Origin of the sequence: Haliovirga abyssi, from assembly GCF_030295325.1 — a bacterium.
Taxonomy (GTDB): domain Bacteria; phylum Fusobacteriota; class Fusobacteriia; order Fusobacteriales; family Haliovirgaceae; genus Haliovirga; species Haliovirga abyssi.
In genome coordinates, this window is the sequence record NZ_AP027060.1 from 186425 (window position 1) to 202845 (window position 16421).

Here is a 16421-nt window from a genome sequence, read left to right on the forward strand (position 1 = left end):
TAATTTTTTTGTTTTTTTGCAAAAATTACTTTGATTTTAAAAATTCTACTATGATTTGTGTGATTTTACATAAAAATGTATATAAAGTAAAAGAATTTCAAAAAAATACTATTCTTGCCTTAATCATTATATAAAGTTTTTTAATTAAAGTCAATCATAATTTGTGTTCTATATAGTAACTTATACAACTAAAATGGAATTTGAGACGTTTTAATAGAACTATTTTAATTACAATTATATACTATGATGCAACACGCACAAACAGTATATAATTTAACTAGCACAATTAAAAAAGCCCACAAACAGCTTTAACACTAGCCATTTATGAGCTTTTCCTTAATCTCCAACTTCTAAAACTATCTCTTGTATATCTCTAACCATCTCTACGTTATAACTACTTTTTTTACTCCAATTTCTATTGCTCTATTTTTTAATTTTTCCATATAACTATCTGTAGCCATATCTACATTAATCAAATTTAATCTAACTCCATTTTTTCTAAATTTTATCAATTTATATTGAATTTCTGTTCCTGATAGAATTTCACTTACATTTACTACGCTATTTTCATTATCCAATATTTCAGGAACCACAACAGTTCTTATCTCATAAATTTTATCCAACTTTATAAGATATTCTAAATTTTTCTTTATTATATTATTATCTTTTCCTGTTAATTTTATATGTTCACTGCTATCCCAAGCTTTTATATCCAACATAAATTTATCTGTATTTTTAACCAATTCTGGCAAATTTTCAAAATCTAAAAATCCATTTGTATCTACAAAACAAGTTAATCCATATTTATGTACTTCTTTAAAAACTTCTACAATAAATTGATGATTTAGCGTACATTCCCCTCCGCTAAATGTAATTCCAGAAATAAAATTTTTATATTCTAAAATTATTTTCATAACCTCTTTAACACTATATTTTTTTACTTTAGGAGTAGAACTGTTTGGACACACTTTTATACAAGTGTCGCAATTTATACATTTATCACTATCCCATATAACTCGCCCATTTGATATTTCCAGAGCATCTGCAGGACAGCCAGTTACACATTTCCCACAATTATTACAAATATTAATTGTTTCAGGGTTATGGCAATACAAACAATTCAAATTACAACCTTGTAAAAAAACTGCAGTTCTATTTCCAGGACCATCTACATTGGAAAATGGAATTATTTTATTTACTAACGCTTCAGACATTTTTACTTCCATTTTCATATTCATCTTTTCCTCTTAATTTTCTATTTAATACACCTGAATTATCTCGACCTCCTTGACCTAAAACAGTTGTATCCCTTAAAACTGCAACTCCTTTATCCAATTTATTCATTTCTGATTTCTTTACAAGATATCCAGTAATTCTAATCACATCTGCACAATCTTCATACAAAGAAAAATATCTTAATCCTGTTTTAAATCCTCCATTTATAATATCCAATATAGCTTTAGGATTTCGTTTTGCCATTTCATCAAATTTAAAAATATCACCTATTCCAGATGGAAAATATTTGTGAAAAGGTGCTGATTGAACAATATGTTCATAAATATCAGGCTCTTCTCCTATTGGGATTCTACATCCTGGACTATCTCCAGAATCACTGTCAATCCCAACTTGTGCATGTAATAAATAATGCCCATTTGATATTTCACAATATCTGTTTGTATGTTCATTTACTAATTCTGATAATTTTTTTATTATCTCTTCTCCTAGTTTATCTGCTTTTTTACTATGTCCAAATCTATCATTAGAATTTTCTAAGCTAAGCAATTCGTTCACACATTCCGCTAATCCAACTATTCCAAACATTCCAGTAAATTTATCTCTCGAAACTAACCCCTCTTTTACCAAAAAATTACTTTTGAAAAAAGCTGATTCTTCAACTATAAAATTTGTCTTTTTATCCATAAATCTAGTTATTCTATCTACAAATTCAGGCAATAAATTATCAAAGAAATCTTCCTTACTTTTAGCCTCTAATGCCAATTTTGATAATTTTCCTCTTACAAGCGTATAACTTCCGCCACCAATATATAGACCATTATAACAACTTGCTATAGCATAATCTCCATTAAAATCTTTTCTAAAAATTTCATCATTTGCAAAGCTGGGTTTTGCCACTGCAAGTGCTGTTTTTATTGATTGAATTGCAAATTTTTCACTTGTTTTATCTTTATCATATTTTATAGTAATATTAGGAATTGGATTTTGCAACTCTTTAGAAACTTCTAAAATTAATTTCCCAGCTTTTGTTTCTAATGGACCAATATCTGCATGACAAAACGAATCTGTAATTGTTTTATCAATATGGTTTAAAAATAATTTTATAGCTTCTTTTGCTACATCCTCTTTTTCATCTTTTACGAATGGCTCTAACAGTGTATCTATATTCCCTAAATAAACGGGAACCATTGTAACTGATGGAACATGTTTATATAATATTAACAAATTATTTACAGCTTCCCATATATCTTTTGGTTTAGATAATTCTAAAAATTGAGATCCTTGCTCCATAAATTTTTGATAATCTGGAACTACATATCTTGGCTTATATGGAGCATTCCCCTCAGCTAAATCGCAAATTATATCTTTATCCATCCATTTTTTTATTTTATCATCTAAATGTAATACGTCAACCATATTTTCTGCTGCTCTCGCCAATGAATATACACGTTGCTCAAATGTTAAATGCTCATCCTTTATTATATCTAATATCTTTTCCATAAAATATTCCCCCTAAAAAAATCTTTTAATTTCACTCTAAATATAGTATACTTTATTTATAAAATAAATAAAATGACATATGTCACAATAAGGAGCTTTTTTATGAAAATTTTATCTAACCCAAAATCACTAAAAAAATATATTGATAAACATCTATTAAACACACATTTTACCGATTTTAATATTAATTATTTTGAATTACATAAATTTGAAAAAAATGAGTATATATGTGTCGCCGGCCAAAAATTAAATTACTTATATTTTTTAATTGAAGGCTCTGCTAATGTTTTCTTGACCCTAAAAGATGGAAGACAGATATTAATATCATATTTAATCCCATTTCACGTAATAGGAGATGTCGAATTAAAAAGATTTGGAATTTCTAGACTTGATGTTGTTGCTTCACAAGAATGCTTAGCAATAGCATTACCTTTTGAAATTATTAATAGTAAATTAGGTAAAGATTTTAAATTTTGGCAATATGCAGTTGAAACTATTTCTGAAAAATTAGAGAGTACAACTGAAACATTAATCATCAGTTCTCTTTATCCTTTTAAAATAAAATTTGCACATCATCTTTTAAATTCTACAACAAAAGATGATATTGTTAATTTTGATTCTCTTACTTCTTTAGCTGTTTTTTTAGGTGTAAGTTATAGACAATTATTAAGAGTTGTTCATGAATTTGAAAATGATGGAATTATAAAAAAACATAAAAGTTCTTTTCAAATAGAAAATTTTGATAAATTAGAAATTTTGCTTGTGGATTTTTAATTTTTTATTTAATAGGAAAAAATTTTTTTCATAGAATAAGTTACTATTCAAAATTTTTTATCAAAAATATAAAAAATTATTTTTCAAATGTTCCTAAACACTAAAGAAGAGCCGGGAATTCCCGACTCTTCTTTTTGTTACAAATATTTCAGAGGGCGTTTTAATAGTGCTTTAATCTGTTCGCCTTACTTTTAATTTTCAATTTCTTTATTGCTCCAATCCTAGTTACTTTAAAACTTAACTCTAATTATAATCTTTTTCTTTAACTTATTTCTCTTAATTCTAATCTCAAATTCCATTCTTCACTCTTAATTCTTTGCTCTTAACTTTTAACTCTTAACTTTTAATTCTATTCTCGATTTCCACTCTTACTTCCCAACCTTAATTCTCAATCTCACTTCTTAATTCTTAATTCTTAATTCTTATACTCTGGAGCATTAATCTAAATCCAATCTAAACATAATCTAAATCTAAATCTAATCTTTCCCGCCCTCTATTAATAATATACTTCATAAATTTGCAAAAATCAACCTTTTTTTTATTTTCTTTAATTTATTTTATATTTCTAAATAATTTTAGTAATATTAATCCTAAATTCGCACCCAAAGTAAACTTTTTTACATTTTTATTATTTTTAATATACTATCTAATTTTTCCATTTCAACTATCATTTTTTCAAAATCTATAAATTTGGGAACCATTAAATTAAATATTGTTTTTCTTTCTGTCTCTTCTCCATTATAAATTTCGCTAAGAGGTTTTTTTCCTCTGATTTTTACTTTTCTTATATTCAAAAAATCTTTAATTTGTTTTTCTACATTTTCATTAATTAAATATACTACCACTATTCTATGTCTAACTCTCTTTTCAATGTAATATAGTTCAATTCTTTTTAAAATAAAAACTAATATTGTCATTAAAACAGCTGTCCCTAATGCAAGATAAAAATATCCCAACCCAACTGCAATACCAAGACACGCAGTAAGCCATAATGTTGCTGCTGTGGTTATCCCTTTTATACTCCCCTTTTTTTGAATTATTGTTCCTGCACCCAAAAATCCAACTCCGCTTATAACCTGCGCAATTAATCTACCAACATCAAGTTTTACTCCTTGAGCCAAAGCCGGATGATTTATTAATAAATTTATTGTTTCATAACTTAATTTCACCTGTATAATAGATATTACAGCTGCTCCGACACATAAAAGAGTATGTGTAATAAATCCTGCTGGTTTATTATTAATTTCTCTTTCTAACCCTATTATTCCACCTGTTAATACAGCAGCTAAAATTCTTATAAATATTTGACTTAATTCTAAATGTTCCATAATTTCTCCTATAAAACGTGAATAGATCTAGATTCAAATGAAAAAGATATTGTTTCTTCTTTTTCATATATTTTCTGATTAATTGGATTATTATACGATATTTCTATCCTTTTGTCAAAAAATTCTATTTCATATTCATGATGAGCCCCCATAAATATTGTCTTTTTGACTATTCCAGAGAAATCTTTTCCTGAAATATCTATTGCTTCAGGTCTTATAACTAAATTCACTATTTCGTTTTCACTATAATTTTTATCACTTTCTATAGCATATTCAACTCCATATATATCTATAATTAAATATTTCCCATCTCTATTTTTTACTTTTCCACTAATTATATTTGCTTTTCCTATAAAATTAGCTACAAATTCATTTTTAGGTCTTTGATAGATTTCTAATGGAGTTCCAACTTGTTCTATATTCCCCTCATTCATTATAACTATTTTATCAGACAATCCCATAGCTTCCGATTGATCATGAGTAACATATATAGATGTTATCCCAACTTTTTGTTGTATTTTTCTAATCTCATCTCTCATATGAATTCTTAATTTAGCATCTAAATTTGATAATGGTTCATCAAATAAAAGAACTCCTGGTTCCATAACTATTCCTCTTGCTAAAGCTACACGTTGTTGTTGTCCTCCTGACATTTGAGATGGAACTCTTTTGGAAAAGTCATCCATTTGCATTAGTTTTAATGTTTTCTCTACTCTTTCCTTAACTTCATTTGGAGGTAATTTTTGCAACTTCAAACCATAAGCAATATTTTCATATACATTCATATGTGGAAATAGTGCATAATTTTGAAAAACCATAGCTGTATCTCTTTTATCTGGAGTTAATCTTGCTACATCTTCATCTCCTATTTCTATTTGACCAGTTGTTGGCGACTCAAATCCTGCAAGCATTCTAAGTGTAGTTGTTTTTCCACATCCAGAAGGACCTAATAAACAAACAAATTCTCCAGGATTTATGTCCAAATTTATATTTTTAACTGCATGCACCTTTTTATTTTCTCCAGTTATAAATGTTTTTGTTAAATTTTTAATTGCCACTCTTTTACTGTTTTTCATTTTATCATCTCCTATACTTCTGAAATTTCATCTATTCCAATTTTTTTAAATAATAACTTCATTATCATTATAAACACACTTACAATTATTACAAGTATTGTACAATATGCTGATGCTACCCCTAATCTACCCAAATCAATTTGACTCATGATAGCAGGTGTTAACAAATTATATCTTGCTGATATCAAAAATATTATTGTACTTATTAAAGTCATGCTTCTTACGAAAGCATAAATTAGTCCACTAAAAAATGCTGGTTTTATCATTGGTAAAGTAATCGATGTAAATACTTTGTGACTGTTTGCTCCCAATACACTTGCAGCTTCTTCAATTGATGGATCTATTTGCTGTAACGCTGCAATTGCCGACCTTATTCCTACTGGCATATTTCTAATTATAAATGCAATTAATATAATCATTGCAGTTCCTGTAAGCACTAATGGTTTTTTATTATAAGTAATAACATACCCCAGACCTATAATAGTTCCTGGAATTGCTAATGCTACCATTGTCATAAATTCTATAAAATTTTTCCCAATAAACTTTTTTCTAACAATTAAAAATCCTATTATCATAGCAATTATTCCTGTTATTGGAGTAGCTATTAAAGCTAAATATGTTGTATCTAATATTGGTTTTAATCCAAGAGCAAACACATATTTAAAATGACTTAATGATAAAGAATAATTTACTCCCCATAATTTTACAAAAGCAACTATTGGTATAAGAGCATACATCATTCCTACAATTAAAGTTATTATAAATAATATTGCTGTCATCGAATATGTTATTTTTTTTCCTGTTATTTTTTCTCTAGCTTTAGAGACCTTTCCAGTTACTGTTACATATGATCTTTTGCTTATATAATATTTTTGGAATGCAAATATCCCAACTGATAAAGATAATAATATAATTGATAACGCTGTAGCAGCCCCCATATCAAAGCTCCCTATACCCTGCAAATATATTTGAACAGCTGCAGTAGTATAATTACCTCCTATAACCATTGGATTCCCAAAATCTGCTATAGCTTGTATAAAGACTATTAAAAATGCATTAGCTAACCCAGGAACCATAAGTGGAAGTGTAATTGTTTTAAAAACTTGCCATCTCGACGCTCCAAGATCTCTAGCTGCTTCTTCTACAGAAGGATCTATTTTTTCCAAAAGCCCAACCAACATCAGATATGCCACAGGAAAAAATGTTAATGTCTGAACCAATACCAATCCTGTAAATCCATAAATTTCATTTTCTATTCCAAAAATTCCATGTGTTATAAGCCCTATTCTTCCAAATAACAATATTGCTGATAATGCTATAACAAATGGAGGTGATATTATTGGTAATATTGCTATTGAATCAAATATTTTTTTCCCAGGCACATCTATATAAGTTATTACATATGCAAATAAAAATCCTATTCCAGTTGCAAGCGTTCCAGTAACCATTCCTAATTTTACTGTATTCCAAATAACTTGAAGAGAATTTGCTTGATTCAAAACATCCTTATAATGATATAATGTCAATTTCCCATTTTGTAAAAGCGATGATTTTAATATATTAAAAAGTGGAAGCAATATAAAAAAACCTACAACTAATAAAGAAAAAATTATTGTTATCATTAATACTGGATCATCATATATTTTCCTTATATTTATTATTTCATTTTTTATTTTTAAAGAAAAATTATTTTCCCTTTTCTTTTTTAAATTTATTGTTTTTTCTACCATTTGTCCCTCCTAATGAGCCGTAAAAAAAGCTATATTCCCTCTCTCAAAACATAAATATTTTTCTGAATTTTTAGCTTCTAAAAAATTTCGCATTGAAAAATTGCATAATTTCTTTTCTAAGGAACATTAAAAAATAAGTTCCATATTTAAACTAGCAAAAAGAAATATATCTCTCTTTTCACTAGTTTTTTTATAATATTTTTCCTAATTATTTTAAATTTATTATAATTATTTAGTTGGAATTGTTGTTCTAGTCTCTCTACTAAATTTATCTATAAGTCTTTTTCTATTTGCTCCAGCCCATTGTATATCATAATCTATAAGTTTTGCTCTTTTTAATTGCAATGCTTCTTTTGGTGGTGTTGCATTTTTATTTGTAAGAAATTGATATGAACCTACAGTTTGTCCAATCTCTTGAGCTTGTTTTGATAATGCCCAATCTACAAATTTCTTAGCAGCTGCTTGATTTGGAGAATTTTTAACAATTCCTACAGCTCCTATTTCATATCCTGTTCCTTCTTTTGGTGTAGTAAAAATCAGATCTTTGTATCCTTCTTTTTGATATCTTATTCCATCATGAAGAAAACCTATTGCTATTGGAGCTTCCCCTAATCCTACCATTCTTCCTGGTGCAGATCCTGATTTAGTATATTGTCTTACTTGTTGATTAAATTTCTTTAAATATTCCATCCCTTTTTCTTCACCTTTTAATTGAATGATTGTTGCTACAAAATTATATGCTGTACTTGATGAACCTGGATGTGCAATTACTATATTATTCTTAAATTCTGGTTTCAAAAGATCATCCCATGTTTGAGGTAACTCTAATCCTTTTTCAGCCAACCATTTTTTATTCCCTTCTATCCCAAGATATCCACTATATATTCCAGTCCAAGCTCCATTTTTATCCTTAAAATTACTTATTATCTCTTTTCTCATTGGTGATAAATAATGTGTTAATAAATTTTCTTGATCAGCTTCTATAAAAGTAAGAGCTCCTCCACCAAACCATACATCAGCAATTGGATTTTCTTTTTCTGCTCTTATTCTAGCTAATATTTCTCCACCACTCATTCTCACCATATTAGTTTTTATACCAGTCTCTTTTTCAAATTGTTTTGTTGCCTTCAATGCATAATCTTCCATCATTCCTGCATAAACTGTAAGTGTTTCTTGCTTTTTATTTTTGAACAAAAAGTCAAACACTCCTCCTTGTGCTACAATTCCTGCTACGAACATTAAAATCATTCCCATTACTAGATTCTTTTTCATTTTCGTACCTCCTTAGTTTTTATTAATAAGATTATACTTTATATTTCTAAGAATAAAAATCCCAAAAAAGAATTCTTTTGTCCGAAATAATGAACAAAAAAAGAGCGTTTTTAAAAAGCGCTCTTTTTTGCATTGAAAACCCTTTGAAATTGTCAAGTTTACACTTCGTATATTTTAAATTTAAATAAATTTATGATTAATTTTTAATCTAAAGAACGTTTATAAAATAATTTTATCATTTTTTGTTATAAAAACGCTTGAATCATTGCGTATTTTAAAACAAAAAGATAAGGTTGTTTTTAAAGCGTTCCTAAATCATTGCGTATTTTATAACAAAATCCGGATATTATTTTTAAGCCATTCCCAAACTATAACTTTTTGAATTTTCTCTCCATTCTAGACACCAATTTATCCATTTTTCTCAACCTTCTACTTAATTCCCTTGCTAAATTCATCAAAATTATTACATACTCTTTTAAATTTTCTTTATAAAGTTTATACATATATTTTTTCTCCAAAACAAAAACTTCTGTATCTTCTTCAGCAATAACATCTGTAGCTCTACTCATCATATCAATTATGCTCATTTCTCCAAATCCATCACCTTGCGCTAAAAAAGCAAGCCTTTCTCCTTTTGAAGATATCCTAACTTTTCCTTTCTCTATAAAAAACAGTTCATCTGCTGGGTTTCCTTCCACACAAATAATATCTCCCTTTTTATATTTTCTTTTTTTGCTTGAGCTTTCAATGAAATCAAGTGTTTCTTGTTTTAATCCATGAAATATTTTCATATCTTTCATAACTTCACCTCCACCAAATATAAGGTAGTATTAAATAACCTACCATTCAAAACAGGACTATTCAATGTTTTATAAGTCAATCACCCTATGGTCATTCTTAACAAATTCTAATGGCGAACATTTTATATATTTTTTAAATACAGAAGAAAAATATTTATAGTTACTAAATCCAACTAATTCTGCTATTTCATACACTTTATAATCGCCTGAAAACAATAACTCCAATGCTTTTTGTATCCTATATTTATTTAAAAAATTATTAAGTGTATGTCCTGTTTCTTCTTTAAATTTTCTGCTAAGATAACTTGGACTAATATATAATTTATCCGACATTTCGTCAATTGTTATTTTTGAATTATAATTTTTAAAAATATACTCGATTGTTTCTTTTGTATATTTCGATTGCACATTACCCGAATGGATATAATAATCAATATCTATTATTTGAATTTGGTCAATATCTTTTATTTGACCTTTTATCTCCTGATATATTTTTTTATCTTGTATATGCAATTTTACTTTTTCAATTATCTCTTCTAATTTTTCTTCATCAATTGGTTTTAATAAATAATCAAATACATTCAACTTTATTGCCTCTTTTGCATATTTAAATTCTGCATAACTTGAAATTATTATAGATTCAAAATCATATATTTCATTTAATTCTTTTATCATTTCCAGACCATTTTTTTTCGGCATTTTTATATCCGTTATAATAATATCAGGTTTTAACTCTTTTATTTTCGAAACTCCCTCTTCTCCGTTTTCCGCTTCTCCAATTACAATACATCCCATAGATAACCAATCAACTGTGTAAATCAACCCTTTTCTTATTATATCTTCATCTTCCACTACCACTATTTTAATCATACTCATTTTGATTTCCCACCTTTTCTATAATAATTGGTAATTTTATCATTACTTCTACCCCTTCATTTTTTATATTATTTATAACAATACCATATTCTACGCCATATATCAGCTTTATTCTTCTTTGCGCATTGTACATCCCTATATGATTAGTGTTATTATCAACTTTTTTCAGTAAATTCTTTATCTCTTTTAATTTTTCATCGCTTATACAATTTCCACTATCAATAATTTTTAAAATCAAATAGTCATTTTCAATAAAACACATTAATTTTATTTTTAGATAATTATTTTTATCAAACCCATATTTAATGCTATTTTCCACTAATGGTTGTAATATTAATTTCGGAATAATACATTTTTCCACTCTATCTTCTATACTTATTTCATAATCTAATTTTTTATCAAAACGAATTTTTTGAATCACCATATAATCTTTAATATATTTTATATCTTCTATTAAACAAATATTTTCTCGTTCATAATTTATGCTATATCTTAACAAATTAGCCATACTAACTACTATTTTAATTGCTTTTTTAGGTTCTATTTTTATCATATACTTTAATATCTCTAAAGTGTTAAATAAAAAATGCGGATTAAATTGGGATTCAAGCTGTTTTATCTCTACCATTTTATTTCTTTTAACTTGCTCTTTATTCGTTTTTATAACTTCATCTAACCTAATTATCATCTCATTATAATAATCTCCCAACAACTCAAATTCATCATTTGTCTTTATATTCACAAATGTATCCAAATTACCACTTTGAACTTTTTTTATTGCATATAAAAGCTCATCCACAGATTTACTTTTGTTTACTGAAATTTTTTTAGATATGAGCCAGAATAATAATGTCAAAAAAACAAAACTAACAATTAAAAACATCAATCCAATTATATAAAATTTATTTATAAGTCCCATTGGAGTTAATGTGTATATAGATAATTTCCCTTTTAATATATCTGTTTTATAAACATAATAATCATCTCTATCAATTCGTATATACTCATTATTAATTTTCGATATAATTAATTTTCCAATTTCATTTATCATAAAATTATTGGTTGTTGCAATTACATTTTTAAAATTATCCGTTACTGCAAACAGATCAACTTTATCATTATATATAATATTATTCAAATCTTTTTCTAACAATTCAAAAAGAATATATCCTATAATTTTATTGCTTTTATTTTTTATAGTTTTTCCTAAAGAATATACTTTTTTATTATCTCTATTTATTTGATATTGATTTCTCATTAACATAATTTTATCCGAATTAATCTTTATTTCCTCTAATAGGTCATAATTTTTATTATTCTCTTTTATTTTTTGCCAAGCATTTGTAATAATTATATTCCCATTTTTATCAAAAATATAAAATATGCTTTTAATTTTTCTTTCATTCACAAACTTATAAAGCCCCTCATATATTTTAGCTTTATTTTTGTTCCCATTTATTATCTCTTTTATATCTATATTATTTGTCAAAAAATTTATCTCTTTTTTATAATCATTAAGTTCTTTTTCTATTATTTGAGATACATGATTATTATTTTTTCTATTCCTTTCTTTTATCATTTTTTTATTATAAAAAATCAAAATATTATAAAAAAAGATGGAAAAAAGTAACGATGGAATCAACGCATATAATATAAATGTTTTTCTAAGTTCATCTTTAAAAAATTTTCTTTTTTTTAGATTCATTTTTTTCTCCTATTCTTTTAAATATCCTTTATATTTATCCAAGATTCTATTTTTATTTTCAACTACCCAAATTAAATCATCATCCACCACTTTAATTTCAGAAATTAATTTTAATCCTTTTGATATTTTAACATCTTTTCTCACCGATCTGCGATTTAAGTCTTTCGCTATAAATGTTTGTACTTCTTTTGAAGTTAAAAAATCTATAAATTTTTTAGCATTTTCTAAATTTTTACTCCCTTTGATTATCGCAACTCCATCAGGTCTTATAATTGTTCCTTCTACAGGATATACAATTTTTATTGGTGCTCCATTTTTTACATAATTAGCCGCTGCTTCTTCAAATGTGCATCCTACAGTATATTTTCCATTCACAACCCCTTTATAAACTTCAGATGATCTTTTTAATTCTTTTCCATCTATATTTTTTATTAATTTTTTAATATAAGACCATCCTTTTTTATTATCTCCTCCCATTACATATAATTGATTTATTAAATGCTCAAATGACGATGATGACTTAAAAGGGTACGCGCTTGCTATTTTTCCTTTTAACTTCGGATTTAACAAATCTTTAAAACCATCAATTTTAACATCTCCTACTAAATTTTCATTAACCATTAATACGCTTGGAACAGCTGTAAATCTTGTTATTCTTCCACTTTTATTTTTATATTTCTCCGATATATATTTTTCATTTACAGATATATATTTTTCAAAATAATCAACTTCAGGCAACAAAGTAGATAACGACCCTCCCCATATAATATCTCCATAAAATTTTTCATCTTCTATTCTATTTAAAAGTTCTCCACTTCCTTTTGAGATAATTTTCACTCTAACTCCTTGCTCAGACTCAAATTTATTTATTAACGGTTCAATAAAAGAAAGAGGGTGCGGTGAGTATACTATTAAACTATTTATAACATCTATTTCTTTTTCTGGTTTTTCAAAATTTATCACAATAAATAATACCATACTTAAAAAGCTCAAAATTATAATTATAAATTTTTTCATTTTCAAATCCCCCTTTTTCTTTTTTCTCTATTCATTATACCTTATATAATGCGATAATCAAATATCTATTTTTAATTTTACAAAAAATAATCTTCCCTTCATATAATGAAGTAGAATACTTTCCTAATAAAAAAAAAGAGAGCAAATTATTAAAATTTGCTCTCTTAACCCTTAGAAATATTTTAAAAATAGTAAAATTATTTTTAATCCATTCGTCAGTATAATTCTTATTGATTTACCTCTTCTAGTACAACTATACTCCATGGATTTACTCCATAGCTATTACTAATAGTTACTGAATTCCAAGAATCCCATATATTATTATATTGTTCTGCCCAACTTGCTGTATCTATTACTCTTACCCATTTTTTACCATATGATGCACTTGGTACATTAAAATTAACCCAACCTGACCACATATTTGTAAGCACTAAGAAATCATCATCTCCTATTGCACTTCCATCAATTCTTGTTGAAACACATCTATCATCACTCCCCAAATAAGAGCCATCAGCCTTTGTAAATGAATATGTAACATCATTTCCACTATCTAAATAAAAATCTGCATATTTATCTTGTCTTAATGCTGAATGATATTTTCTAATTTTTGTTAATTTACTTACAAATTCAAACAGATCATTTTTTCCATCTTGATAATCAGTTCCATAATTATTATGATAACTTCCAGTTGTTAAAGCTACAGCATCTGGAGAATCTGTATTTATCATATTATAATTATTCCAAGTTGCAACACTGTCTACATTATATGGATTGTTATTTCCATTTTGAGTTCTACCAAATTCATCTCCCCAAACTGTCATTGGAATTCCTCTTGAAAACATTTGTGTTACAAAGAAATTTCTAACTCTTGTTCTTCTTAAAGATTGATCTCCATTACTATCCCAAGAATTAGTAGTATCATTTCCTCCATCAGTTGGTCCAAATGGCCAAGATACATTCAAATTATTTTTAGTATTGTAACTTACTAAATCCATTAATGTAAATCCATCATGCGCATCTATAAAGTTCACTGATTTTTGTGGTCCTCCTTGATCATTAAAATCATTCCAGTCTCCATTAATCATTGACGTAAAATCACTTGTATTTCCGTCACCTTTTAAGAATTTTCTTATTGCATCTCTGTATCTTCCATTCCATTCTCCCCATTTATTTGGAAAATTACCCACTTGATAAGTTCCTGTATCCCAAGCTTCTGCTATCATTTCTACATTATAAGCATCTGTCATCAAAGCTATATCTGTTAATAATGTAGCGTTCGAATTAAAATAATAATTAGGCGCTGCATCTCTTCCTAATACTGGTGCTAAGTCAAATCTAAATCCATCTACACCCATTTTTGTCGTCCAATATGTCAAAGAATCCTCTATTAAATTTCTCACTACATTTTTTGAAGAATCAAAATTATTTCCACATCCTGTTGATTGCCAGTAATATTGATTATCTGTAGTTAAAGCATAATATGAAGAATTATCCAATCCTCTAAAAGATGTTAATTCAGCGGTGTCTTTATCTGACCAAACCCCACCTTCTCCAGTATGATTATAAACTACATCTAAATAAACTTCTAACCCAGCATCATGAAAGGCTTTTACCATATTCTTAAACTCTTTTGTTGGTCCTCCTGGGTTTTTATCATAAGAATATCTTCTATCTGGAGCAAAATATCCATATGTCATATATCCCCAATAATTTCCACCTGCTTGACTAGCTGAATTCCCATCATTATCTGTTTCTTGCACAGGCAATAATTCTATTGTCGTATATCCCAAATCCTTCAAATAATTAGCCATATATCCAGCACCTTTGTATGTTCCTCTATAAGCATTAGGAACACTTTTAACATCACTAAATCCAGAAATTCCACTTAGTATACTAGATAAATTTACAGATGATGAGTGTTCTGTAAACCCTCTCAAATGTGTTTCATAAATTATTGCATCTTTTTGAGCTATTCCAGGTTTCACACCAAAGCTTGTGTTATCTTCTAATAAAATAGATTTTGGAGCATATTTCCCTGTATCTATATCTCTTCTCGGAAGATTACCATATAGTGTACTTCCGCTTGCAAATATTTCAGCAGTATTTCCATTTAATGCAGTAGGATTACTTTTATCATGACTTAATTCTTTTGTATATGGATCATATAAAACTTTATTTGGATTAAATCTATTCCCGTTAGAATCTACATCTGATATAAATCCAGCTTCACTATTCCCTCTACTCCAACTACTGCTATATGGCCAATTTGGACCCCACGCTCTAAAAGCATAATAAACTCCATTTGGCAAAGTAGCAACTTTTGCTCTCCAAATATTATCACTATTTTTCTTCATATCATATGTATACGATGCATCTACTCCATAAGAGCTAGTATAAATTTCCAATACCATTTTTGTTGCATCTTTTGAATAAACGGCAAATGTAGCATCACTTCCTATCCCGTTTACAAAATTAGAACCTAACCCCCACGATTGAGTTCCCCAAGTTGATTCATCTACTGCACTATATGCAGTTAATCCACTAGTAGCTCTAGTAGTATAATTCGTAGCAATATTTTCTTTAGAATTGTTTTCTTTAACAACCTCTTTTTGTAAACAGCCTGCAAACGACATTGTTAAAGCTACCAACACTAGTAATAATCTCCCACTTCTTCTCATTTTTCATCCCTCCATTTTTTTATAATAACACTAGGCAATGCAACTTTTCCCACACTTATCAATAGACTTAATCCTTCACCTCCTAAAAATTATAAATTCTAGTAAAAATATTCTCAGTAGTTTTCATCCTCAATCAGAACATTTCATCCTCTGTGTGTGTCCTAATAGTATGTTAAACTGTATTCAAAAACATTAAGGCTTTTTTTAATACAGTAACAGTATACCTCTTTTTAGCAAAAATGTCAACAGTTTTGATTGAATTTTAATCAATCAATGATTATTTTATACTCTTGGAAATAAAAAACGATACAACCATAATGAATTAATCTGCGCTTGATTCATTATAGTTGTATCGTCCCAATTTTTATTTCTCTATTTAATAGATATAATAACCTTTCAAACATCGATAATCCTAATTCAGCTACACCA

The 16421-nt window shown here is 27.4% G+C and carries 12 protein-coding genes; 1 reads left to right on the plus strand and 11 read right to left on the minus strand.

What is annotated here, in order from left to right; genetic code table 11:
* Positions 1-383 precede the first annotated feature (383 nt).
* Both RDY08_RS11175 and RDY08_RS11180 read right to left on the minus strand, forming a co-directional pair.
* Positions 384-1214, minus strand: coding sequence for a YjjW family glycine radical enzyme activase (locus RDY08_RS11175; protein ID WP_307905674.1), 831 nt, complete (start codon positions 1212-1214; stop codon positions 384-386).
* Positions 1207-2736: a YjjI family glycine radical enzyme gene (locus RDY08_RS11180; protein ID WP_307905498.1), complete on the minus strand. Its 1530-nt coding sequence runs from the start codon at positions 2734-2736 to the stop codon at positions 1207-1209. The genes RDY08_RS11175 and RDY08_RS11180 overlap by 8 nt, the downstream gene beginning before the upstream one ends.
* Positions 2737-2838: 102 nt before the next feature.
* On the opposite strand from RDY08_RS11180, the gene RDY08_RS11185 reads away from it, so the two are divergent.
* The gene (locus RDY08_RS11185) at positions 2839-3510 is read left to right on the plus strand and encodes a cyclic nucleotide-binding domain-containing protein (protein WP_307905499.1); all 672 of its coding nucleotides are present in this window, start codon (positions 2839-2841) and stop codon (positions 3508-3510) included.
* A gap of 617 nt (positions 3511-4127) precedes the next feature.
* On the opposite strand, the gene RDY08_RS11190 is transcribed toward RDY08_RS11185, so the two are convergent.
* From RDY08_RS11190 to RDY08_RS11230, 9 genes are all read right to left on the minus strand, one after another.
* Positions 4128-4838: an MgtC/SapB family protein gene (locus RDY08_RS11190; protein WP_307905500.1), complete on the minus strand. Its 711-nt coding sequence runs from the start codon at positions 4836-4838 to the stop codon at positions 4128-4130.
* A gap of 8 nt (positions 4839-4846) precedes the next feature.
* A complete protein-coding gene (locus RDY08_RS11195) occupies positions 4847-5914 on the minus strand; it encodes an ABC transporter ATP-binding protein (protein WP_307905501.1) in 1068 nt (355 codons plus the stop codon).
* Between the two features lie 11 nt (positions 5915-5925).
* Positions 5926-7644: an ABC transporter permease gene (locus tag RDY08_RS11200; protein ID WP_307905502.1), complete on the minus strand. Its 1719-nt coding sequence runs from the start codon at positions 7642-7644 to the stop codon at positions 5926-5928.
* A gap of 228 nt (positions 7645-7872) precedes the next feature.
* Positions 7873-8916 (minus strand): ABC transporter substrate-binding protein, encoded by a 1044-nt coding sequence (locus RDY08_RS11205; protein ID WP_307905503.1) that lies wholly within the window; start codon positions 8914-8916, stop codon positions 7873-7875.
* A gap of 368 nt (positions 8917-9284) precedes the next feature.
* Entirely contained in the window at positions 9285-9716 is a 432-nt protein-coding gene (locus RDY08_RS11210) for a Crp/Fnr family transcriptional regulator (protein WP_307905504.1), read from the minus strand.
* Between the two features lie 69 nt (positions 9717-9785).
* The gene (locus RDY08_RS11215; protein WP_307905505.1) at positions 9786-10592 is read right to left on the minus strand and encodes a response regulator transcription factor; all 807 of its coding nucleotides are present in this window, start codon (positions 10590-10592) and stop codon (positions 9786-9788) included.
* Positions 10579-12297, minus strand: coding sequence for a sensor histidine kinase (locus tag RDY08_RS11220; protein ID WP_307905506.1), 1719 nt, complete (start codon positions 12295-12297; stop codon positions 10579-10581). Before RDY08_RS11220 ends, RDY08_RS11215 begins: the two co-directional genes overlap by 14 nt.
* Before the next feature lie 9 nt (positions 12298-12306).
* Complete coding sequence (locus tag RDY08_RS11225; RefSeq protein WP_307905507.1) at positions 12307-13314, minus strand: ABC transporter substrate-binding protein; 1008 nt, start codon at positions 13312-13314, stop codon at positions 12307-12309.
* Positions 13315-13541: 227 nt separating this feature from the next.
* A complete protein-coding gene (locus tag RDY08_RS11230; protein WP_307905508.1) occupies positions 13542-15992 on the minus strand; it encodes an isoamylase in 2451 nt (816 codons plus the stop codon).
* Positions 15993-16421 lie beyond the last annotated feature (429 nt).

What these genes read in the sequence shown, in the direction of transcription:
- RDY08_RS11200 (WP_307905502.1), bottom strand. Translation starts at nt 7,644, where the DNA reads ATGGTAGAAAAAACAATAAATTTAAAAAAGAAAAGGGAAAATAATTTT.
- RDY08_RS11175 (WP_307905674.1), bottom strand. Translation starts at nt 1,214, where the DNA reads ATGTCTGAAGCGTTAGTAAATAAAATAATTCCATTTTCCAATGTAGAT.
- RDY08_RS11220 (WP_307905506.1), bottom strand. Translation starts at nt 12,297, where the DNA reads ATGAATCTAAAAAAAAGAAAATTTTTTAAAGATGAACTTAGAAAAACA.
- RDY08_RS11230 (WP_307905508.1), bottom strand. Translation starts at nt 15,992, where the DNA reads ATGAGAAGAAGTGGGAGATTATTACTAGTGTTGGTAGCTTTAACAATG.
- RDY08_RS11180 (WP_307905498.1), bottom strand. Translation starts at nt 2,736, where the DNA reads ATGGAAAAGATATTAGATATAATAAAGGATGAGCATTTAACATTTGAG.
- RDY08_RS11190 (WP_307905500.1), bottom strand. Translation starts at nt 4,838, where the DNA reads ATGGAACATTTAGAATTAAGTCAAATATTTATAAGAATTTTAGCTGCT.
- RDY08_RS11215 (WP_307905505.1), bottom strand. Translation starts at nt 10,592, where the DNA reads ATGAGTATGATTAAAATAGTGGTAGTGGAAGATGAAGATATAATAAGA.
- RDY08_RS11185 (WP_307905499.1), top strand. Translation starts at nt 2,839, where the DNA reads ATGAAAATTTTATCTAACCCAAAATCACTAAAAAAATATATTGATAAA.
- RDY08_RS11195 (WP_307905501.1), bottom strand. Translation starts at nt 5,914, where the DNA reads ATGAAAAACAGTAAAAGAGTGGCAATTAAAAATTTAACAAAAACATTT.
- RDY08_RS11210 (WP_307905504.1), bottom strand. Translation starts at nt 9,716, where the DNA reads ATGAAAGATATGAAAATATTTCATGGATTAAAACAAGAAACACTTGAT.
- RDY08_RS11225 (WP_307905507.1), bottom strand. Translation starts at nt 13,314, where the DNA reads ATGAAAAAATTTATAATTATAATTTTGAGCTTTTTAAGTATGGTATTA.
- RDY08_RS11205 (WP_307905503.1), bottom strand. Translation starts at nt 8,916, where the DNA reads ATGAAAAAGAATCTAGTAATGGGAATGATTTTAATGTTCGTAGCAGGA.